Consider the following 21,200-nt stretch of genomic DNA (forward strand, 5'->3'; position numbering starts at 1 on the left):
TAGGAAGTGATAGTTTGATCAATCTTAAAATCTCCCTGACCACTCCTATTGTTAGGGATAAGTTTAAGGTTCTTGTTGAGGGGGAGAAATTTGATTAGTATTGATCGGACAAGCAGGAGAAGCGTCTACTTCTTCGACTTTGCGAACTTTACGAATCAGTGTAATTTCTTCTTCGCGGCGAACAACAGTCCGAACAGGTGTCACACAAACAATATCCTGCTGATCGCGCATTTCCCAAATGGCGGGACTATTAATAATATTAGACCAATCAATATTGTCAACAGGCTGAGGTTGTTTGGGTTGGGAGGAAACGGTTTGAGTTTGATTGGGTTTCGGGAGTGCAACTTCTTCAATTGCGAGGACAACTTGACCTTGATTGTCTTCTTTGACCGTATCAAAAAATAGTCCAAATAGGGTGGTTTTTTCCAGAACTTTTAGATTGAGTCTGTCGTTATATCCATTGAGAGAACACCAACTCTCAGAAACGCTATAGTTAGAGTCTTGAGCCGGATATTTGGTAATAAATTTTCCACCGTTTATCCAAAGCATTGCCCAAGGTTCTAGCTTGAATTTTTCTTCCTGTTGTTGCCAGTAACTAATCTTCCCTTCTTTAACCCTGAGCTGATATTCTCCGGGTTCTAGTTCGATAAAGTTAAAGCTATGTCGTTTAATGTTTTGAAGTTGACTTTGATTGAGTTTCCAGCAATTATTTTGGCTATGAATTGTTAGTCGTTTTTGAACAGCAGAGGGAATTTGTGTAAAAGAAACTTCGACTTCTCCACCCTTACTTTGACGGGCATCAATATCAAGAAATAATGCACAAACTGTTGCTTTTTGATTGGGTTTAATTTCTAGGGTCAACACATCATTAAATCCGTTGAGTGTTGTCCAGGTAGTTCCGACTTCTAATCCGGTATTTTGATTGACAAAGGGCGCATTGTCATGTCCATAAATCCAGAGGATAACGAGGGGTTCATTTGTCTCTGAACTGGATGAATAACTATACCATCCTTTTTCAATTTTGATTGAATATTTTCCATGTTCTAAGGTAATAGACTTAGCCGTTTTTGATTGTAAGTCATTATCCATTTGTCCTTGGTTAATGACATAACAACTGTCTTGACTATGAATAGTTAATGTTTTCATGGTTTCATCTCCAATGTGTATAGTGAGTTAAGGCTTGATAGACTTGAGGGAAAGATTAAAAAATTGGTCTTCAATAATCTTATCAAAGTTTGTATACCAAACGATTAAGTTCAGCTTAAAAATTTTTAAATGTGATGGAAATTATCAAAGAACTTCACTCCTAAAAATCTGAAATAAGTATTTTTAAAACTTGCGGAGTCAGTGAGTGGCAATTCTTAATTTAAGCTGATTTAGACAAGACTTAAGAATACAACTACTCAAATCTAAATCGAGCTAGATTGCCCTCTCACTGTGAAGTTTTAGCGGTCTTGAGCAATCTCCTGTCTACAGAAGTTTAAGACTGAGAAGGTGAAACTTGAGTTGTTTCAATCGGACAAGCAGGAGAAGCCTCTACAACTTCTTCTTTACGAACTTTGCGAATCAGTACAACTTCTTCTTCTCGACGCACAATTGTTCGCACGGGAGTCAAACAAACAATGTCAGTTTGGGAATCTCGGCTAAAGCTATCAAAGCTGATATTACCGATTAAATCCCCGACAACGATGGGATTAACAGGTTGCTTACTTCCTCCACCTGTACTCGGAACATCAGCAACATTTCGACTTCCGCAAATGACGCTTTCTAAGACAAAAGTGAAGCCTTTAAGCGTATCCTGTTTGGTAAAGCTTTGCCCTCCTGTTTCTTTGGAAACCCGAGCAAATTCTTGTTGTAATTGATCTTTGTTTTTGCTTTTAGAAGTCCCAAAATAGGTATGAACTTTAACTTGATTTGCTTTTACTGTTTGAATGGCTCGGTTTGCAGCCTCGATATCATCTTTTTTCACCTCAGAGCCACCGCCTTCGAGGGCTTCATCACCGAGATAAAAAATCGCCCGTGCAGCACCCTGTCGCCAATCAAAATGGTTAGCAATATCTTCAATGGCTCTCGCCCCATCTTCTTGAGCGCCTGCTGAGGGAAGTTCTCCTCGTTTACGACCTCGAATTTTGGATTCTGAAATTTTGCAGACTTTGAGAAGATAATCCCGGATGGTGCGATTAAAGTTGGTATTGTTCCATGTTCCTTCGACGCCAAACCAAGTCACTCTCAAGTCAGAAGGACAACTAGAAGCTGCGGCTTTAATAGAGACGGAAGCGGCTTGACTCAGGGCTTGGGCTTCGTCTTTCATGGAGGGACTGGTGTCGATTACAATCACTAGATCAACTGCGGGGGTGAAATTTCTCTGGGGATTTGTCATGTTTTCTCCTTCTTATTCTGGGTCTAAATTTAATGTGTTGTGACAGTAATGTTGTTGTTTTGACTAATTTTAGAAGACTGATAATATTGCGACTCACACCTAAAATTAGGGTCTTCTACTTTCATCCTTGAACTCTTTTAAATTATCATAGCTGTATTAACCTTTTCCTAAAACAGCTTGTAATTTTTTGTAAAGCATAGGATTTTCTTTTTGTTCACAGAGTTGTAGAGCTTGTTTAAAGTCTGGAATTGCTTTGGAATTCTCTCTCAACTGCTGATAAACTAATCCACGATTGTAGAAAGCTTCCGCATAACCTGGCTCGCTTAGAATCGCTTTATTGTAGTCTTCTATTGCTTGATCGTATTCTTTGCGTTCGTAATAAACATTACCCCTGTTGTTGTAGGCTTCGGCATAGTTGGGATGAATCTTAATTGCTTGATCGTAATCTTCTATGGCTTTGACATAATCTTTTAAGTCATAGTAAACCGTTCCTCTATTGTTATAAGCCTCGGCATAGTCGGGAGAAATCTCAATTGCTAGATTGTAATCGTCTAGAACGTCTCGATTTTTTTGTAAGGCATAACTCGCCGCCCCACGATTATTGTAAGCTTCTGCATAGTTAGTGTTGAATTCTAAGGCTTGACTATAATCGGCGATCGCATTTTCGTAGCCACCTAGTCGATGATATGCAGTACCTCGATTGTAATAAGCGCGATAAAATTGAGGCTTTAAAGTCAGTGCTTGAGTGTAATCTTCAACTGCTTTTTCGTATTCTTCTAGGATGTAGTAGGTATTACCACGATTATTGTAAGCCTCTGCATATTTGCGATTAATTTCAATGGCTTGAGTATAGTTTTCAATGGCTTGAGTATACTCTCGGAGGGTGTAATGAGTATTGGCTTTATTGTAATAAGCCTCCGCAGAGTTTGAATAGGTTGTAATCGCTTGTTCGTAGGCTTCAATTGCCTCAGAATATTCTTGGTTTTGTTCGTAATCAAGACCTTGATTGTTGTAAACTTGAGAACGGTCTTTCCTGTTTTTTAACAAGGCTGGCACAACTAACACAAAAATAAACAGAAGAACACTACTTGCAATAATAATAATCGCCACTAACAAGGCTATCTCCACTATCTTGAGGAAAATTCTGATCGCTTTATGAGGTGAAGACGTTACAGGTTTTGTATTGAGCGACATCGGTACAGATCTGACATTGCTATAAAGTCAGACGATCATATAATTCGTGCAACTTAACCCCTCACTCAATTACTGCTTTTCATTTTCAGTAATCAACTACTGTGATCTCAACTCATTAGCTTGAAAATGAAATTGGGGTACACGATTAAACCTAGTTATATCGCCCCCTACAGCTATAAAACTCAGTTAAACCGTGTTATTTCCCCCATTTTTTCATCTTTAAAATCCCGTTTTTCTCAATAAAAACAACGAACATTTCCTCCGTTTAAATTAATTTGATGAATTAATTTAATCCAGCAGAAAACTGTATTTCTATTGCAACGGTTGAGTGATGTCCTTATTTATCTTGCTGAACACCAGAAACTTGAGTGGTATTGATCGGACAAGCAGGACTTGCATCAAACTCCTCAACTTTGCGAACCTTACGAATTAAAACGATTTCTTCTTCTCGACGAACAATGGTGCGTACAGGAGTCACACACACGATGTCCATATTCGGATCACGAGAGAAACTATCAAAGTGTAAAGCATCCAGGTTGCTCGGAATAATTTGACCTTTATTTTGCTCGCTCATAATTTTGTAAATGAAAGGTGGACTAGGTTATAAACTTTGGCTTTAGTATAACTTCCTTTATGACACACTGCCAATACCTACAAAGCAAGATTTTAGTGACAGTTCTCCAAGAATCTGCTTTTTAAGCGGTTTATAAAACGTATTTAAACTAATATTAATCTGGATTAATTTTTTACCTATGGAGATTGACAAAAAGAACCTTATCCCCATTGGAGACGATATACATAATTTTATTTTATTGTCAACCCCATTAGTTAGTATATTTTTGAGACTAAAGTAAGAATATTTTGAATAAAAATTGACTTCTAAATAGAGATTTATTCCGGTGAAAGCAGTATTAAACCATTAAGGGGTTAAACCCATTAACTATGGAGAGGGAGATTTAGAAGTTAGAAGTCACAGAGTACCCGTTGGGGGTCTGTCCGCTGCTGTGACCGTTGGTCAGAAGTCAGAAGGCAAGAAGTCAGAAGGCAAGAAGGCAAGAAGCAAGATCTCCCGACCTCCCGACCTCCACCTGACTACCGAGTCGGAGGTGACATCATTTCCTGAAGGGGTCGAGTCATCCAGTTAAAAGCAACCCGAACTTGATGATCGAGGGTGGGCAAACGATAAAGATAAATCAAACGACGAGCCAGATGTGCCATTTGTCCCTCTAACTTAATCCCCAAACCCGTCAGGGTAGCATCATCAGTGCCTAAAGTCATCATTTCGCCTAAACCCTGATAGCGGAAGGGTAACAAGGGGCGTCCTGTCAAAGAAGCCCAAATATTCCAGCCTGCATAGTCTGCTTGTTGAAACGCGGCTTGAGCCGTTGTCGGCACGTTTTGACCGTCAACATCCTTGCAATCAGCCAAATCTCCCAGCGCAAAAATTTCGGGATGGTCAACCACTTGCAAGGTCGTTGTTGCGCTCACCTGACCCCGCTGATTATGCTTCAAGGGTAGCGACTCGACAATCGGCGAAATTTTTGTTCCCACCGTCCACAAGACCACATCTACCGGAATCGTATCGATCTGTTCCCGGTACTCCAAAGCGAGCGAATCTGCTGCTATCGATTGAACGGTTGTCTCCAAATCCACCCAAATCCGACGCTGTTGGAGGGCGCGTTGGGCGGCTTCACGGTTAAAACTCGGAGAACCCCGCAAAATCTCCTGATCTCGTTCAATCAGTCGTAACCGTCCCCGATCTTGGAGTCGGTCAGCAAGCTTACAAGCCAACTCTACACCACTGTAACCGCCACCTGCGATCGCAATCCGAATTTTATCGCGATCAGAGGCTTCTAGAACTCGCAGCCGTTCTTCGAGGCGATAGGCATCTTCGAGGGTTCGGAAAGGAATTGCATATTCAGCCGCTCCCGGTACAATATCGAGGGGTGTTTCCCCTCCCATTGCCAAAACCAAATAATCATAAGTCACAGGTTCACCTTCACTGAACTGAACTTGCTGGGCTTCAATATCGATAGCGGTGACAAGTTGCTGAGTGAAGCGTATATTTGTATTTTGCAACAGTTGTTCAAAGGGGGGAGCAATTTCCCAACTTTGCAGTTCTCCAGTTAAGAGTTCATACAATAATGGCGAAAACAAAAAGCGATCGCGGCTATCAACAAGAATAATTTCCGGTTGTTGAGATTTCTGCCAGGGTAACTCATTTAAGCGTAGGGCGGTATAGAGTCCACCAAAGCCTCCACCCAAAATACAGATGCGGGTTGGTTGTTCAGTCATAGTTTGCAGATGAGGAACGGATAAGCAATCAAGCAGTTTCTTTCACTAGGATAACAAGGCTAGGGAGTGTTTTCCGTCTGTTAGTTTGGGCTGAGTGTTGAGTAAAAATACGGGTGAGTGTATGGTTCGTTGCGGAGTATGTCCCTAGACTGATGCAAGATAGAGAAAGAGAAGGTCTTAACTGTAAACTATTAACCCATGCCGGAAGATAAGTTATTTGGACGTTTACATTACAGTAAATTACTGGTGCTAGAGTTGCAAAGACGACTGCAAGCACTGGGTCTTGACCCCGGGCCTGTGAATGGGAGATTGAATCCTGAAACAGAGGCGGCTTTGGAGGAAGCACAACGGACTTATGGAGTCCATGGAGGTAAGGCTAAAGCGGCTTATTTTGTGGTTATTTCTGGTAAGTCCGAAGATTTACCTAAAATTGTGGAACAAGTGATTTTATTGGGGGTGCCGGAAACGGGGGTGTATCAACGGAATAGTCCTTTTAATCCCAAAGTTGCGGTTGGGCCGTTTTCTAATCCTGAAATTGCCAAACGCTGGCAACATTATCTACGGGATTTTGGCTTGGGTCAGGCTCAAATTTACTATGGATGTTAGTGTTTTATGATGGGTTTAGAGCTTAAAAAAAGTTAGCAATGTTTAGCTCCTTTTCGGAGAGGAATTCTACATTTTTTGATCAAATATTAGAGTGAAAGTTTAATTTTTCTCCAATTTTAAACCATGGAATCCCTCAAAAAAAAAATTGCTAGATTAGGTAATAAGCGACAGATATCTCGACTTCATCGAGTCTGTGGTCGTCTATTGCATGAAGTTTTAGAAGTTCTGATTATTTTTACGGCTGTTATTTTTGTTATTCTCTCTATTTTATATCTAGAAAATACTTTAGAAGAGCAAACAGACTGGGGTCAGTTGTTTATTCGTTCGATTGAAAAATCTCGAATTTTAGGAACGTTTGAAAGTATTAGTATTGTTACTGCTTTAGTTGTTTATTTGCGACGAGGAAAGAAACAATCTCATTATGAAGCGTGGCAAGTGATCGACTCTGCTCAAGGAATTGAGTTTAGTCATGCTCGAATTAAAGCCTTAGAAGAATTAGCTAAAGATGGGATTAGTTTAAAAGGGTTATTGTTACCGAAAGCTAATCTTGAACAAATTCATATAGTGGATGGTGATTTTAAAGAAGTGAACCTACAAGGGGCTAAACTTCAAGAAGCCAATTTACAAGGAAGTACCTTTGAACTCACTCAACTGCAAGGGGCTAATTTTTGGAAAGCTAATCTACAAGAAGCCTTCTTTCTTCTGACACAAATGCAGAAAATAAACTTGAGTTCTGCTAATCTCAGTTATGCAGATTTACAAGGGGTTAATTTGTTAGAAGCGAATCTCCAAAAAGCAGATATTCAAGGGGCTTATATTTTGGGAAACTTACAAGGTGTAGATTTTCAAGAAGCTAATCTTCGAGGTACTATTTTAGAAGGTGCTTATCTCAAAGATGCCAATTTTCAAGATGCCAATCTCCGAGGGGCTAATCTCAAAGATGCCAATTTACAAGGGGCTAATTTTCAAGGGGCTAATTTGCAAGGCGTTAATTTTCAAAATGCCAAAGGGTTACATCCGTCTCAAGTTTGGGCGGCTCAAAATTGGGAACTGGCTCGATATTCTAAAGATTTTCTCTACAAGTTAGGGTTAAAATTAGAGTAAATTAAATGACTTTAAAAAAGAGTCAAAATAGTCTTATTTTTGTTCAATCGGTAAAGCATAAATCCCGATATGATTGGCGATGGGACGTTGACGCATGGGAATTCGACTATGAAAGGGTGCATTTAAAACTTTGGTATCTGTTCCCTCAGAAATCACTAACGTTGTCGAACCCCCACCATCCAAATTTAACGCCGTTTCTACCCCTTCTATTTCTTGGATAATATTGGTCAAAGTGGCTAAGGTTACACCTGTACTATAAAACGGTTGACGACCATCAATTAAAATGAACCACAGCGTTTCTCCTGTTTTGTCAATTGCCACCGCAGTGCGAGGAAACTTTTTGTTGTGATCTGAGAATTTTTTAACTTTAATCGGTTTACCTTTTTTAACTAAAATTAGATTTCCGGCTATCCCTTGAACGGTATTTTGAGGACAAGTATCTGGGTAAATTTCTGCTTTATTTTCAGGAGAAATACAAAGCACTGGCCAATCTTCATTCACGCTTGAATAAATTTTTCCCTGAGAAATTGCCTGCCCTAAAATATTAACCCGTTCTCCCGAATGGGGATAATAATCTATCGGACTATGGACATAAAAGGGATGAAAAAAACTACCATTAATTGCCAGTTGTAGATCATAATTTTGTAAAAACTCGGATGTAGTTTGAGCCGCGATATCTTGATTATCTTCTCCGGGTTTTCCGGGAGTTACTAAAAGTTTAATTCCGGGAGTAGTTAAGTCTATTTTAACAATATGAACCATTAACGGATCGGGTTTTGAACGTCGAATTCTTTGGTAAGTAATCCCTTGAAAAAGTTTTTGTTTTTGTTTGGAAATAGGTAAAGGTCGGGTCAGGTGTAATCCCAAGTATAATAAACCCGGAGTTAAGAGAATCACTAAACTGAAACTTAGTATAGTTTTGATCAGAAAACGTTTATTCATCGGTATTGAGAGATACAACTCACGCATAACCCTATTTTAGGGTAATACAAATCAATACTCATTCGCGAGGAAGAAGTAACCGGATTTTTATAAATTTATTTTGATGAATTTTTAGACTGAGTTTTCCGATTGTATTTTTGATTAATTAATGTGCTATAATGAAGCTAGAATTAGCGTTAAATCATCATCAGTTCGTTCAGAAACACGAGGCGATCGCAAGAAAGCTTCTAACTGTTCTTGAGCATCTTGTTCATCTGTAATCATCGAAACAAATTTAAACAGGGGCGAAAAGAAAGGTCGATGGGGAGTTGCTTCGGGCATTTTCAATGCTAACATTTGTAAGCCATCTGAGAACACCGCTAAATGAGTCGGTTCACCTTCCCAAACCCTAATCTGTGCCGTTTCCACCGCATCAAACCCAATCAAAAATTTTGTTTCATTCAAATATTCACCCTGTTCGGGTTGCGTTATCGCCTCTATTTTTCCCGCTGTATCTTCTACCACTGCTGCCCCATCACCCACCTGAGCAACGGCAATAAAATTAGAGGTTGCTAACAATAAAATCAGTGTTGTTGCTAATTCTCTAATTTCCACGTCTTGAACACTGGCTTCAGCTTGTACTGCCATTTTTGCTGAATTTAACGTATCCATTAATCGTCCTTTCCAGTCAATTTCTTGGGATGCTGATAAGGGAAGATTAATCGTTTGAGCAAGAGTATTTACAGCCGTTTCTACGGCTACTTTTGAGCCAATTTCTGACAATCTCGCTGAACCGGCTCCATCCGCCACAGCCACAATTAAAAGATCATCTGATAATCTTTTGTAGCAGTAAGCATCCTGACAGGGAAGATCACTTTTTTCATGACTCTTGCCCCGTATAGATGCCGATACAATTTGCCAGTTAAAGTCGCGGTTAGACATGGGATATCCCGTAAAAGATACTCAAAAATCAGCGAATAACAATTAATTCACGATTAGCAATGGGCAGATTAATTTAGACAGCACCCCATCCGGGAGGCGGTAAAGCAATCTGTTCATCGACTTTGGAGTGAGACACCATTTGCATACTCGCAGACAGCCAGATAAACATTTCTCTAAAGTCTAATCCTTTTAATTTTAAAGGAGCGCGTTCAACGATTAAACTCAGGCGTTCCATATTCGCCCCTTCCACTCCCACTGCAAAAAAAGCAACCTGTTTATTGCCTTCTTCTTGTTTAATTCGTTCAGCCGCTTGATCCGCCATCCGATCAGATTCGCCCTGCGGTTCACCATCAGTAATCATAAACACCCACGGGCGATAATAGGCAATACCATTATTACGATATTCGGCTTTGCGGGCGGCTACTAAATCTAGGGCTTGGTTAATCCCTGTTCCCATAAAAGTTTGTCCCTGTGCTGTTAGCAAGGGAGGTTCAAACTGATCGGCGGTGACAAAATCTTGGAGAATTTTAACTTGATTATCGAAGGAAATAATGGCAACTTCGACTCGTTTTTTTGCCAATTCATCCCGAGCTAAATCGTGTCTAAACGTGTTCAGGCCATCATTGAGGGCGTCGATGGGTACACCTTGCATGGAGGCGGAAGTGTCCAGCAACAGCACACAAGGACAACGGGGTTCAGGGTTTTCAGCAAATTCTACAGCTTCCTCAAGTCTCATAATGGGTGGTGTGGGAGTTTGCAGTTCTCTTAGGATACTCGATTTTTGCCTGTTTTTGATGATCGCTGATTTGAAGCGAGAGATTTGGCGTTCGTGCAGCGTCTCCGCAGGAGGATCGCTTTGCTAATCATACACCAATTGATTAAATTTGGCTAAGAATATAATCCAACCCACTCTCAAAGCTAAATAAAACTTGACAGTTATAGGAAGCTAAATTATTAGTTATATCGGGGGTGTTAAAATCTTTGCGATTACGATTTAAAAAACAGTTATTGCGGCTATTTATATTGCTGATATGACTAAGAACAGAAGCATATACAACAGAATCTTGTGGAGTTAAATCAAGTTCAGTTTGACCAGAAACTGCCGCTCTAATAATCTCCCCATCTAAAGGAATAATCTCTGCGAGTTGAACCAATTGAGTGATTGTATTCTCTAATCTTTGCTTTTGATCTTCCCGAGTCCGCAATAAAAAACTGGCTAAATCTTGAAGCATATTTACTTGCTCAGAATAGCTCTGAGAACGACCAAGTTGTTTTAACTCTGTATTCAGTTCTTCAGTCAGTCTTTTTCTTTTTTTATCAGAGCGAATCATTGTTTCATAGGGTTCTACAAGGCTGTAGGCTGGAATCAGCACATTAATTTTATTTGCTCTACAAAGTTCAAGAAGTTGCAAACAGCTTTCGTGCTGTTCTTGCATAAAAGCCAATTCTAGAATAAAGTTTGTCTCAACATACACATTCATTCTTATCCAACCAAAATATCAACCTAAGCCTTAACCTCTCCACCTCGAATTGCATCAACCAATCCGGAATCAAACAGCCAGTCTTGATTTTTAAAATTCACTTCATTTTCTTTTGTTATTCCCAATAAGACCTCATTTAACCAGAAAAACATAATCAGTTCAAAGCTTGAACCACTAATTTCATTGGGAGAGACACCCGATTTATCAAAATAAGGTTTCAAAAGGGGTTTAGGATCAATTCTGTAAGTTGGCTCTATCAGATTATCTGAAAATTTTTCAGGATTTTTCCAAAGATAAAAAACTTGGGGAAGAGCTAGGAGAAAAAAGGGTGAATTTAACAGACCAAAACCATACATAGCGTGGATTTGAGCCGCCCAATTCAAAGTGGGTTCTTGTTTTATTTTAACTTCCACAATCAGCTTTGGCTGATCATCTTTTCCGTATATAACGAAGTCAAAGATTTGAAGACTCATAGTTTTCTCAGATTGGATTTATCCTCAAATTAAATTATAGCGGAAGAAAAGGGATAAATTTTGAGTAAAGGTTTCAGGTGGAAGCAAGAGCGCCCCTAAGTTTTTGAATATTCTGAATTATTTCTATATCAATCATATTTCATAAATTACGGAGTTTTGATATTTATTTTTTATGCAATCTGTATAATTTTTGACAGGATTTAGTAACTAAGATAACACTGAACAGGCTCAAATAGTCAAATCCTGAAAAACTTGTTAAGATTTGTAACGAGGTTAATTGAGGTTGAGCAAAAATGAGTGATAAACGAGTTCTCATCTGGTATCGTAACGACTTACGAGTCCATGACCATGAACCGCTACATTTAGCAGTGAAAGCGCAAGCAGAGATCATTCCCGTTTACTGTTTTGACCCCCGACAATTTGGAAAAACCTCCTTTGGTTTCCCAAAAACGGGAGTATTTCGCGCACAATTTTTACTGGAAAGCGTCACAGATTTACGCAACTCTCTGAGAAAATTAGGAAGTGATTTAATCGTTCGTTATGATTTCCCCGAAGTTGTTATTCCTGAAATCGTTAAACAATTAGAGATTGATGAAGTCTACTATTATCGGGAAGTTACCTCAGAAGAATTGGCGGTTGAAACCGCACTAAAAAAAGCGTTAAAACCTTTAGACGTAGCGTTAAAATCCTATTGGGGAGCAACTCTTTATGATATTGATGATTTACCTTTTGCAGCTAACCAACTTCCAGAGGTTTTCACTCAATTTCGCAAACAAGTCGAGAAAAATGGCACAATTTATGCCTCATTTCCCACACCTCAGCGTTTACCCAGTTTACCAAAAATTGAATTGGGAGAATTGCCAACATTGCAAGAGCTAGGCTTAGAAACTCCCCCGTTTGATCAACGATCAGTTTTAAAATTTCAAGGCGGAGAAACAGCCGGAATTGCAAGGTTAACGGATTATATTTGGGAACAAGATTGTTTAAAAGACTATAAACAAACCCGGAATGGAATGTTGGGGGCAAATTATTCCTCTAAATTCTCTCCGTGGTTAGCATTGGGATGTTTATCACCTCGTTTTATTTATGATCAGGTACAGGATTACGAAGAACAACGGGTTAAAAATGACTCAACTTATTGGTTAGTATTTGAGTTGCTGTGGCGGGATTATTTTCGGTTTATTTGTCTGAAACATGGCAATAAAATCTTCCGTCTGTCCGGGTTACAAGGGGTTCCAATTCCTTGGAAAGAAGACTGGGAACGGTTTGAAAAGTGGCGTACAGGAACCACTGGTTTTCCCCTGGTTGATGCGAATATGCGCGAACTTGCAGCAACAGGTTTTATGTCAAACCGAGGGCGCCAAAATGTAGCCAGTTTTCTGACTAAAAATTTGGGAATAAATTGGAAAATGGGGGCGGAATGGTTCGAGTCGCTGTTAGTTGATTATGATGTTTGTAGTAATTGGGGAAACTGGAACTATACCGCAGGAGTCGGAAATGATGCACGAGGATTTCGGTATTTTAATATTCCTAAACAGGCTAAAGATTATGACTCCAATGGTGATTATGTTAAGCATTGGTTGCCAGAATTAGCGGCTTTACCTGCGTCAAAAGTTCACGAACCTTGGATGTTACAACCCGTTGAACAAAAGCGGTTTGGTGTTCAATTAGGGGTGGATTATCCTAACCCTGTTGTTGATTTGATGAAGTCTGTTCAAAGCAATAAAAAAAGCTATGAGGCGGCTTTATCGAAAGCTAAACGTTTTTAGCAATAGCAACTCATTTAGGATTTTTTAACTCGATAGAATACAACAAAATACAACTTTGTCGGGGTGTAAGGCTTGCGCCCTCTTGCTTACACCCTGAACTTTCCTAAAAATAGGATGAAGATCAATCCCTAAAACCCTTGCTGTATAGTTTTTGAACCACTCCTGTTAACAAATAATTCATGGTTTCTAGAACACCTGCTTGACAAGTTTGGCGATCGCGACTTCCCATTTATTTGAGTCTTTAGACGACTCTCGAACTAAGAATAATGAGCTTTCATTTAATACATTTTTCAGCTTTTTATTGGGAAAAAATTCTTTTATCACTTGTCGAATGGGTTTCTGATAGATGTAATAAAATTGATTGCCGAAGATTTCTGGTTGAATAAAATGATTGAGTTGATTTTCAGTTAAACAGATGAGAATGTCTAAAAAAGCCTGTTCTAAACTTTCTGGGGAATTAATTTGATCTGGAGTAAGCTTTGGTTGAGGAGGTTTATTAACCGCTTTGGAAATAACCTTTCTAGATTGAGATACTCTTTTTCTGATGGGAGGATGTTTTGTGTTATTTTGAGGTAATTTGTCAGGTAGCGTAACATAAAATACATTAATATTTTCGGTTCTGTAAATGCGAAAATCTGGATTTTTGTCAAAGTACCCTGCTTTGATCTTAATTCCATCACGACGTAATATTAATGCGAGTCTCGAAAATCTTACCCAATTCTCAGAAGTTCCGTCAAGTTCTTTCCGAATTGCTTTTTTAACAATTTCCTTTAAATTCATCTTTCTAAGCTGTAACTCTGTATTGATGACAACAGCTTCTTCGCAAAATATTTCTGAAATTAGGAGGTGCGGATTTTACTAAAACAGAATTTTTATGATTTGATATATTAGTCGTGATATCAAGAAGGCGAAATCTTACAAAAATCTACTCAAGAATGGAGTCTTAAAATTGAATATATTTATGAGTTTGTTCGCGAACAATATCAATTTATTTGTGGGGGAGATTAGAGGGATTTAATAACTCCCACAGAAACCGTTTATCCGGTTGCTTCTATAGAAGTAGCTCGAAAATTGGGACTTTCCCAACTTGAATAAATCAGGTATAATAGTAGATATTGATTGCTGTTCTAGAGAATTATGCCAGCTTTAGATCTCTATCACGATGCGGTTAAAAATGCCTTAATTAAAGAGAATTGGACAATTACTCACGATCCCTTGCATCTGAGATGGGGAACTAAGGATATGTATGTATACTTAGGTGCAAAACAGCTACTCGCCGCCGAACTAGAAGATCAAAAAATAGCCGTTGAAATCAAAAGCTTTATCGGTTATTCTGATGTTGAAGATTTGCGAAATGCAGTTGGACAGTTTGTGATGTATCGTGCTGTTCTTCGTAAAACAGAACCGAATCGTGGATTGTATCTAGCTGTGCGTGAAACAACTTATCAATCTACTTTTGAAGAACCCATAGGTCAACTTTTAATCGAAACCGAAAACCTAAATTTATTAATTTTTGAACCCAAAAAAGAGGTGATTGTCCGATGGATACCTTAAACCAGGATAGACAAATCATTAAACAAGTTTTAGCTGCAAATGCAAAATTTTACACCCATGATGAGGTTGAATATAAATTAGTTGTTGACTCCGAAATAGATAGTTATTTAATTATTAGTTTGGGATGAAATGGAGTCAAACGACTACATAGTTGTTTTTCACTTGGATATTATTGAGGGTAAAATTTGGGTTCAACGGGATGATACCGAAGATGGAATTACACCGGAATTAGTAGAAGCTGGAATTCCTAAAGATCGCATTGTTTTAGGGTTTCATCTTCCTGATGTTAGACCCCATACGGGGTTTGCATTGGCGTAACCTCTCAATAGGAGAATCGCTTGGGAGAATTGTAGGATAAAACGATTCTTCCGGACATATTATCCTAAAATGCCTAGAAATTGGCTCTGCCGTATTTGTGGTGATAACGCAAGATTATAATCTAGTCTGATCAAGATTTTCAGCTTTTGTTATTTTCCAAAGATGTATCGATTAATACTTTTTACATCTTGCATCCGGGAGAGCCAAACCCATCGTTTTATCCTAATTCTTAGATAATTAAATCGGGCTTCTTTGTAACTCGATTTTCCTCAATGAAAGTTCACTTTATGGGTGAGCTTCTCTGTTCGTAACCGCTTAAACACTTGCAAAGTCACTTGCTGTTAAACTTGTTGCATCCACACCAACTAAAGTTGCTAACACCTCTGAAGTTGAAGTCAGAATAATCTGATTACCCGAGAAGCTTAAATCACTGAAACTCAAGCCACCCGCTAACCCAATATCATCAGGATTTTGGAAGTCGGTAATGGTATCAGTACCGTTACCCGCAGCCAAGACAAATACATCCGGTCCCAAACCACCCGTTAAGATGTCGTTGCCAAGACCGCCATCGAGGATATCTGGGCCGTTATCGCTACCGTCACCCCCGAGAGTATCATCACCTGCACCGCCATAGAGTTCGTCTGCACCGTTACCGCCGGACATGAAATCATTACCCGCAGTCCCAGTCAGAGTATCTTTACCATTACCACCAAAGAAGTTATTACCCACTGCTACCGTCACAGAACCAATATCTGTGTCAGTGCCATCGGAAACGGTATACTCAAAACTGGCAGTACCGCTAAATCCGGAGGCAGGAGTAAACACCACATCCCCATTGGCATCCAAGGCAACAGTACCGTTGAGGGGATTACTCACTTCGGTCAGGGTGAGAGGGTCGCCATCTTCGTCGGTGTCGTTGGCGAGTAAGTCGGCGGCGAGGATTGTCTTGGCAGTTCCTTGAGCAGCAGTTACACTATCATCAACAGCAACTGGTGCAATGTTGAGTGGTGCAAACTCAAACGCAAAGTCATCATAACCAATCCCACCCTGGTCTGTGACAGTATTAATATTAATGCGGGTAATGTTTGTGAATGACGATAAATCAACCAGGTCTGGCGTAGATTGGTTACCATCAGTGATCAGGTCAACCGTTGTCAATCCATCAGCGGTATAAACATCAATGAGTGCAGCAGCACCATTGATATTATCGCCAATCGTGAAAAACGAAAAATCATTAACGGGTGAATCAAAACTAACATCAAGGGTTTTGTTTGCATTGAACGAGCCACCTGCATCGAATGTACTGATAAGGTTGGGTTGAGAGGTTCCGAACGCAGCTGCAATATTAAGTGTTTGAACAGACCCATTATCGGTTGAAAATGTTACTCCAGAATATTGGGTGCTGACGACTGTGCTGGGTGCTAACTCATCAAAATTGATAACTGTTGCCATTCTTTTTTTATTGGTTGCCTACTGGCTCTACTTTGTTTACAACACCTATTGAAATCAACTTTTTCTTGTATGTCAATAAAAAGACAACAATTTTACAAAAGCTTTATATTTCACTCAATTTTACTCTGATGACAAGATCTAATGTAAACTGGTTTATGATCCTCAAGCAGACAGCTATTTATTGGTAACTCTGGGATGAAATGGAGTCAAACGACTACATAGTTGTTTTTCACTTGGATATTATTGAGGGTAAAATTTGGGTTCAACGGGATGATACCGAAGATGGAATTACACCGGAATTAGTAGAAGCTGGAATTCCTAAAGATCGCATTGTTTTAGGGTTTCATCTTCCTGATGTTAGACCTTATACGGGGTTTGCGTTGACGTAACCTCTCAATAGGAGAATTACTTAAACATAATCAGCACTAAACTTTCCGTAGTTTGCTCAAACTATCATGTAGTTAATCAGATAAGATCAAATTAAATTGAGACTATCGTGTTAAAACCCATTAGATCAATCGGAATTTTCACTCTGGCGATCCCACTTGTCGCTATTTTAGCTGCTTGTGGAGAGAATAAACTAGAAGCCTGTCGCATTTTGGAAATAGAAGATGCAGAAGTGGAAGTCGATCTCGGAGATGTAGATATCGAAAGAGGCGAAGTTGAAATGATTTGTGGGGGTGAAGAGGTTGTCGATGTGAGTTGGGGAGAATTTCGAGGTAAACTGGGTATTGATCCGGGTCGTTATCAGAATAATTTTAGAGGGTTTGAACAGCAAGTTTCTTGTTTTAAAGAAAATCGTAATAACAATGTTGTCTTTTGTCGTCGGGGAAATTCTAACGAAATGGTGAGTCTAAATTTTAGTTATGATGACTAATTTTAGCAGAAAGTAGAAGGTCAAAGGATAACTTTAAGTCTGAATAAAAAATTAAAAAATTAAGGGTGCAAGCCTTGCACCCCTACTCATACTGTTTAAACCGTTTTACTTGGCTAACTGTTTAACCTTGTTGATAATACCATCGGGATCAATACCTTGATGGGGGAATTGTTCCCACAACCCGCCACAACCTTCGTGATGAGTTCCTAAGCTGGCAAACTTCGGAGAAAAACCCCGTTCTAACAACCAAGTTCCGAAACGGCTACCCAGTCCAGTCCGACGGTTAAACGCTTCTGAGACGATCACCATTGGAGACTGACCGACTTTTGCCATCATGTCTTCATCAACAACATTCAACGTCGCTTTATTAATTAAACCGACATCAATTCCTTCTTGTTTGAGACGTTCAACCGCATCAAGAGAACGATACAAAGCCGCCCCAAAACTAATAATATATCCGGCTGTACCTTCGCGGATGACTTCATCTTTCCCCGGAACAAACTTGTATCCGTCGCCGAAGAAATTACTGCCATCAGTATTGAGAATATAAGGCACTTTTGAACGAGTTGAGAAAATAAACCGCAACCCCGGATCAGAAAAAACTGACTCAACACAAGCCTTCATTTGGTTAGCATCTGCGGGGAAATATAACCGCGTTTCATAGCCATCATCCAAGCCATTATCGGCGAACATATTATTCAAACCGAAGTGACAAGTATTATCGGCCATGTCATCAATACCGGAGTGGGAAAAATGACAAAGCAGGTTAGAATTATTCAACCGTGCCATCGTAATTTCAGAAATACACATTTCTAAAAAGGCGCTGAACGTTGCGAAAATTCCCTGTTTGCCTTTTTCCATCCCGAAGCCTGCGGCTGCCGAGAGGTTGCCTCGTTCCATGATTCCGGCTTTAATATAAATATCCGGGAACGCTTGACCGATGGCTTTCAAACCACAAGATCCTTCTAAGTCACTGTCAATACACATGACTTTTTCTTTGCGTTCTGCATCACTCATGCCTTGCAAAACCGAAACCACTGCTTCGCCAAACACATTCCGGTTTGACCCCACTTTATCACTCGAACCCATGAAAGTGTAGGTATTCTTCGGCTTCTCAATACTCTTGAGATAGTCTACCGCAGCCGTTTTACCCTTGGCTTCGAGGTATGTAATTGCTTTATCGAGGGGAATCACATCGTGACCATGTTCAGACCCTTCTATCCCCTCTATTCCCACCGCCATCGGACGTTTATTCACCACCGCAACCGGGCCATCAGTATTTACCGCTTCACAAATTCGACGGTACAAATCATCAATATCTTCGCCATTTCCTTCTAAAATTTTCAGTCCGTGACCGGCTAAAGTTTGGGCAACGCTGAAACCGGGCATATAATCAGAAGGATGTCCGGCAATTGTGACATCGTTATCGTCAATCAGGAGTTTAACATTAAGCTGTTGAGAAACGGCTAAACGGGCGGCTTCGGCATCGTCTCCTTCCTGTTGTGAACCGTCTGAACCCAAACAGAAAACTGTTTTACCCGAATTTGCCAACGCTACACCGTTAACGTAGGGCCACATATGACCCAAGCGACCGGAACTAAATTTTACGCCAGGCGTGAGTCCGAGTTCAGGGTGTCCGGGTAGGGCTGAATTAGCGAAACGGTAATGCAGGAGTTTCTCTGCCGGAAGTTCACCTGCTAGGGTCGCCATTAAGTATTGAGTTGCAACTCGGTGTCCGGCTTCATCAAAGAAAATCGGTACAAATTTGTCAGCCGCGCCTCGGAATAAGGCATCGAGGATCATCACTTCTGGTACAGTATCATAGGGGCCGCCTGTATGACCGCCTACGCCTCTAGCTGCACCTGTAGCGGTGAAGAAGACAATGGTATCGCGACAGAGTTGGATGTTGGCTTTGAGGGTTTCTCGCTGTTCGTCTGTCAGGGTAGAATTAGCGGGATCGAGTGAAAGGGGTTTGTAGGCCCCGAGGTCAATCGGAAAACTAACTTGAGTAGCAGTCATCGGTAATTGTTTAAATGTTGAGTAAGCGTTAATTCATCGACTTAAGCAATTTCCAGCAGCAATCGACTTTAGTTAAAGGGTATAGAGTTGGGTGACATCTGCCAACCGATACCTTTTTGCTAACATTTGCTAACAAATGCAAGATGCTGTTGCATCCAGGGTGTATCTACCAAAGCACGAAGAAAAATACCCCGTGCGCCATTTACATCTCTGTCCATCACTAAGCCGTCTATTTTAGATTTGATTAATTTAGCACCACCTACGTTGACAACTTCTCCAGTCCAGCTAACTGTTTTGCTGGTGTAAGCTTCACAAACATCCAGGACTAATTTCCCAGTTTCACAAGCTTTATGCTTAAGAAATTGTTTAAATCGATAGTGGGCAAACGACAACAGATTTCGTACTGAATTTGATCTAATCTTTCGAGTTGACTTGAGAGCCATCTGTGAAGTTTTAAAAGTAGGCAGAAGAATCACATCAAAATGATCAACCAAGAATCTTGCAGCTTTATGATGAAGTTCATCAATTAAAGAACGGATTTTTAGTCGCATTCTTGATGCAGCTTTCTTCATTCGTTGTCTTCGTTTGGCATCGGCTTTAGTCAACCTAGAAATCAAATGATCTAGATGGTGACAGAGACGTTGAATCCGAGAAAAATCACCTTGACCAATTTTTCCCACTGAGTTTTCTGAGAAAAAAGTCAAAAAAGTTCTAATCCCCGGATCTAACGCAACTACCCTGCCTTGGTTCTCGGCTTTTTCAGTAGTCACGTCTTCAGGAACGCATAAATAATGCTGCCCGTAAGCACACACTAATCTACAATCCCCAAAGCTTTTCGGCAGTTTTTCTGCATAGCTTAACTGACCTAAAATTGTGTGGTATATTCCCAGATATTTAACCGCAGATTTGGGAATATAGCAAGACTGGTAAGGATTCTTGCGGGAGCGAAATCTTACTTTCTGGATTTCGCCTGTTTTTTTGTATTTTGTTTTGGCATTGCTGATTGCTTTGCAGGCATCCTTAACCGCTATTGATTTAATTTGGTAAGGTACTGACGCGACATACTCTGGCAATGAATTCAAAATACCTGTTTTAATTGCCTTCCAATTTGCCTTAGTATCAGGTTCTTGGAGGTATTTAACAGTAGTGTTAAAAACAAGTCTTGACACTCCAAACCACTGTCTAACGAGATTTCTTTGAGATGCCGTTAGGTAAATCCGGATCTTCCTTGATCTTTTGCCCGTATTTTCTAAGTCCGTGCATTCGGCAACGGTCGCCATGAATAATGGAGAGAAGATCTGCGGTGAGTTCGCTTTCGGGGCAGTGAACAGTTTACCCTTGAACCACGATTTTTCCACCGTTATGTTCGACCATCCATTCAATAAGCTCGAACCCGAAGCGAACAAGTCTGTCCCGACAGGCAACAATAAGCGTGAACTGGTCCCCTGGCATAAGTCGTTCCAGTAAGGTTCTAAGACCTTTTCGCTTAAAGTTGAGTCCGGAACCAATGTCTTTGATGATTTCTGCTTGGGGGAAGAGGGACACCATGTAAGCAACTTGTCTATCCAGGTCGTCTCGCTATTTCGCTGCTCTAACTCGGCAATAACAGATCTGATAGTCGGTCTTAGGTTTTGACTCCCTAATGAAGCTGTCAACGTCACATAGACGCTGATTTGCTGCATTTCTAATGGAGTCAATTCGACCTTCGGTTGCATACTTCCTGAGTGTGTTTGGGTGTAGACCTGTTCTTTCTACTGCTTTTCGGAGAGGAACTCAGCTCATATCTCACGTTAGCGTACATAAGCGTATGTCAGC

20 protein-coding genes and 1 pseudogene are annotated in these 21,200 nt (G+C 40.1%); 7 read left to right on the top strand and 14 right to left on the bottom strand.

The genetic code is table 11. From position 1 onward, the window contains the following. Positions 1–63: 63 nt before the first annotated feature. From M595_RS02460 to M595_RS02480, 5 genes are all read right to left on the bottom strand, one after another. Positions 64–1,146 (bottom strand): hypothetical protein, encoded by a 1,083-nt coding sequence (locus M595_RS02460; RefSeq protein WP_023064309.1) that lies wholly within the window; start codon positions 1,144–1,146, stop codon positions 64–66. A 334-nt stretch (positions 1,147–1,480) separates the two neighbouring features. Beyond that, positions 1,481–2,380, bottom strand: coding sequence for a vWA domain-containing protein (locus M595_RS02465; protein ID WP_023064363.1), 900 nt, complete (start codon positions 2,378–2,380; stop codon positions 1,481–1,483). A 156-nt stretch (positions 2,381–2,536) separates the two neighbouring features. Next, complete coding sequence (locus M595_RS02470; RefSeq protein WP_083492762.1) at positions 2,537–3,574, bottom strand: tetratricopeptide repeat protein; 1,038 nt, start codon at positions 3,572–3,574, stop codon at positions 2,537–2,539. Positions 3,575–3,911: 337 nt separating this feature from the next. Next, positions 3,912–4,148: a hypothetical protein gene (locus tag M595_RS02475; RefSeq protein ID WP_023064348.1), complete on the bottom strand. Its 237-nt coding sequence runs from the start codon at positions 4,146–4,148 to the stop codon at positions 3,912–3,914. A gap of 518 nt (positions 4,149–4,666) precedes the next feature. Then, a complete protein-coding gene (locus tag M595_RS02480) occupies positions 4,667–5,869 on the bottom strand; it encodes an NAD(P)/FAD-dependent oxidoreductase (RefSeq protein WP_023064409.1) in 1,203 nt (400 codons plus the stop codon). Between the two features lie 198 nt (positions 5,870–6,067). On the opposite strand from M595_RS02480, the gene M595_RS02485 reads away from it, so the two are divergent. Together M595_RS02485 and M595_RS02490 are read left to right on the top strand one after the other, a co-directional pair. Then, positions 6,068–6,475 (top strand): peptidoglycan-binding domain-containing protein, encoded by a 408-nt coding sequence (locus M595_RS02485; protein ID WP_023064312.1) that lies wholly within the window; start codon positions 6,068–6,070, stop codon positions 6,473–6,475. Positions 6,476–6,598: 123 nt separating this feature from the next. Continuing rightward, positions 6,599–7,579, top strand: a complete 981-nt coding sequence (locus M595_RS02490; RefSeq protein ID WP_023064383.1) for a pentapeptide repeat-containing protein — start codon at positions 6,599–6,601, stop codon at positions 7,577–7,579. Positions 7,580–7,612: 33 nt separating this feature from the next. On the opposite strand, the gene M595_RS02495 is transcribed toward M595_RS02490, so the two are convergent. The 5 genes from M595_RS02495 to M595_RS02515 form a co-directional block, all read right to left on the bottom strand. Further along, a complete protein-coding gene (locus M595_RS02495) occupies positions 7,613–8,521 on the bottom strand; it encodes a phosphodiester glycosidase family protein (RefSeq protein WP_023064401.1) in 909 nt (302 codons plus the stop codon). Positions 8,522–8,674: 153 nt separating this feature from the next. Continuing rightward, positions 8,675–9,442, bottom strand: coding sequence for a PP2C family serine/threonine-protein phosphatase (locus M595_RS02500; RefSeq protein WP_023064321.1), 768 nt, complete (start codon positions 9,440–9,442; stop codon positions 8,675–8,677). Positions 9,443–9,515: 73 nt separating this feature from the next. Continuing rightward, on the bottom strand, positions 9,516–10,178 hold the full coding sequence (locus M595_RS02505) for a vWA domain-containing protein (RefSeq protein WP_023064374.1): 663 nt from the start codon (positions 10,176–10,178) through the stop codon (positions 9,516–9,518). A 142-nt stretch (positions 10,179–10,320) separates the two neighbouring features. After that, positions 10,321–10,923, bottom strand: coding sequence for a PIN domain-containing protein (locus M595_RS02510; RefSeq protein WP_023064428.1), 603 nt, complete (start codon positions 10,921–10,923; stop codon positions 10,321–10,323). A 23-nt stretch (positions 10,924–10,946) separates the two neighbouring features. Then, positions 10,947–11,396: a hypothetical protein gene (locus tag M595_RS02515; RefSeq protein ID WP_023064281.1), complete on the bottom strand. Its 450-nt coding sequence runs from the start codon at positions 11,394–11,396 to the stop codon at positions 10,947–10,949. A gap of 293 nt (positions 11,397–11,689) precedes the next feature. Between M595_RS02515 and M595_RS02520 the strand changes: the two genes are divergently transcribed. After that, positions 11,690–13,165 carry a DASH family cryptochrome gene (locus M595_RS02520; protein WP_023064420.1) on the top strand — a complete coding sequence of 492 codons (1,476 nt, stop codon included), beginning with the start codon at positions 11,690–11,692 and terminating at the stop codon, positions 13,163–13,165. Between the two features lie 186 nt (positions 13,166–13,351). Here the strand turns inward: M595_RS02520 and M595_RS02525 are convergent, their stop codons facing one another. Further along, complete coding sequence (locus M595_RS02525) at positions 13,352–13,945, bottom strand: hypothetical protein (protein ID WP_023064379.1); 594 nt, start codon at positions 13,943–13,945, stop codon at positions 13,352–13,354. Positions 13,946–14,302: 357 nt separating this feature from the next. Here M595_RS02525 and M595_RS02530 point away from each other — a divergent pair, with 357 nt between their 5' ends. Both M595_RS02530 and M595_RS02535 read left to right on the top strand, forming a co-directional pair. Then, positions 14,303–14,719: an element excision factor XisH family protein gene (locus M595_RS02530; RefSeq protein ID WP_023064340.1), complete on the top strand. Its 417-nt coding sequence runs from the start codon at positions 14,303–14,305 to the stop codon at positions 14,717–14,719. Further along, positions 14,707–15,037, top strand: a pseudogene (locus tag M595_RS02535) (XisI protein). The gene M595_RS02530 and the pseudogene M595_RS02535 overlap by 13 nt, the downstream one beginning before the upstream one ends. A 315-nt stretch (positions 15,038–15,352) precedes the next feature. Here M595_RS02535 and M595_RS32070 read toward each other — a convergent pair. Further along, complete coding sequence (locus M595_RS32070) at positions 15,353–16,489, bottom strand: Ig-like domain-containing protein (RefSeq protein ID WP_023064286.1); 1,137 nt, start codon at positions 16,487–16,489, stop codon at positions 15,353–15,355. Positions 16,490–16,689: 200 nt separating this feature from the next. On the opposite strand from M595_RS32070, the gene M595_RS02545 reads away from it, so the two are divergent. Continuing rightward, positions 16,690–16,878, top strand: a complete 189-nt coding sequence (locus M595_RS02545) for an element excision factor XisI family protein (RefSeq protein ID WP_238987010.1) — start codon at positions 16,690–16,692, stop codon at positions 16,876–16,878. A 107-nt stretch (positions 16,879–16,985) separates the two neighbouring features. Further along, complete coding sequence (locus M595_RS02550; protein ID WP_023064354.1) at positions 16,986–17,366, top strand: hypothetical protein; 381 nt, start codon at positions 16,986–16,988, stop codon at positions 17,364–17,366. Between the two features lie 105 nt (positions 17,367–17,471). Here the strand turns inward: M595_RS02550 and M595_RS02555 are convergent, their stop codons facing one another. Further along, entirely contained in the window at positions 17,472–19,385 is a 1,914-nt protein-coding gene (locus M595_RS02555; protein ID WP_023064426.1) for a thiamine pyrophosphate-binding protein, read from the bottom strand. A 119-nt stretch (positions 19,386–19,504) separates the two neighbouring features. Beyond that, positions 19,505–21,100: an RNA-guided endonuclease InsQ/TnpB family protein gene (locus tag M595_RS02560; RefSeq protein WP_445974336.1), complete on the bottom strand. Its 1,596-nt coding sequence runs from the start codon at positions 21,098–21,100 to the stop codon at positions 19,505–19,507. Between the last annotated feature and the right edge of the window lie 100 nt (positions 21,101–21,200).

It is taken from the genome of Lyngbya aestuarii BL J (assembly GCF_000478195.2).
Classification (GTDB): Bacteria; Cyanobacteriota; Cyanobacteriia; order Cyanobacteriales; family Microcoleaceae; genus Capilliphycus; species Capilliphycus aestuarii.

Coding starts and splice junctions, on each gene's coding strand:
- M595_RS02460 (WP_023064309.1), bottom strand. CDS start 1,146: ATGAAAACATTAACTATTCATAGTCAAGACAGTTGTTATGTCATTAAC.
- M595_RS02465 (WP_023064363.1), bottom strand. CDS start 2,380: ATGACAAATCCCCAGAGAAATTTCACCCCCGCAGTTGATCTAGTGATT.
- M595_RS02470 (WP_083492762.1), bottom strand. CDS start 3,574: ATGTCGCTCAATACAAAACCTGTAACGTCTTCACCTCATAAAGCGATC.
- M595_RS02475 (WP_023064348.1), bottom strand. CDS start 4,148: ATGAGCGAGCAAAATAAAGGTCAAATTATTCCGAGCAACCTGGATGCT.
- M595_RS02480 (WP_023064409.1), bottom strand. CDS start 5,869: ATGACTGAACAACCAACCCGCATCTGTATTTTGGGTGGAGGCTTTGGT.
- M595_RS02485 (WP_023064312.1), top strand. CDS start 6,068: ATGCCGGAAGATAAGTTATTTGGACGTTTACATTACAGTAAATTACTG.
- M595_RS02490 (WP_023064383.1), top strand. CDS start 6,599: ATGGAATCCCTCAAAAAAAAAATTGCTAGATTAGGTAATAAGCGACAG.
- M595_RS02495 (WP_023064401.1), bottom strand. CDS start 8,521: ATGAATAAACGTTTTCTGATCAAAACTATACTAAGTTTCAGTTTAGTG.
- M595_RS02500 (WP_023064321.1), bottom strand. CDS start 9,442: ATGTCTAACCGCGACTTTAACTGGCAAATTGTATCGGCATCTATACGG.
- M595_RS02505 (WP_023064374.1), bottom strand. CDS start 10,178: ATGAGACTTGAGGAAGCTGTAGAATTTGCTGAAAACCCTGAACCCCGT.
- M595_RS02510 (WP_023064428.1), bottom strand. CDS start 10,923: ATGAATGTGTATGTTGAGACAAACTTTATTCTAGAATTGGCTTTTATG.
- M595_RS02515 (WP_023064281.1), bottom strand. CDS start 11,396: ATGAGTCTTCAAATCTTTGACTTCGTTATATACGGAAAAGATGATCAG.
- M595_RS02520 (WP_023064420.1), top strand. CDS start 11,690: ATGAGTGATAAACGAGTTCTCATCTGGTATCGTAACGACTTACGAGTC.
- M595_RS02525 (WP_023064379.1), bottom strand. CDS start 13,945: ATGAATTTAAAGGAAATTGTTAAAAAAGCAATTCGGAAAGAACTTGAC.
- M595_RS02530 (WP_023064340.1), top strand. CDS start 14,303: ATGCCAGCTTTAGATCTCTATCACGATGCGGTTAAAAATGCCTTAATT.
- M595_RS32070 (WP_023064286.1), bottom strand. CDS start 16,489: ATGGCAACAGTTATCAATTTTGATGAGTTAGCACCCAGCACAGTCGTC.
- M595_RS02545 (WP_238987010.1), top strand. CDS start 16,690: ATGGAGTCAAACGACTACATAGTTGTTTTTCACTTGGATATTATTGAG.
- M595_RS02555 (WP_023064426.1), bottom strand. CDS start 19,385: ATGACTGCTACTCAAGTTAGTTTTCCGATTGACCTCGGGGCCTACAAA.
- M595_RS02560 (WP_445974336.1), bottom strand. CDS start 21,100: ATGCAACCGAAGGTCGAATTGACTCCATTAGAAATGCAGCAAATCAGC.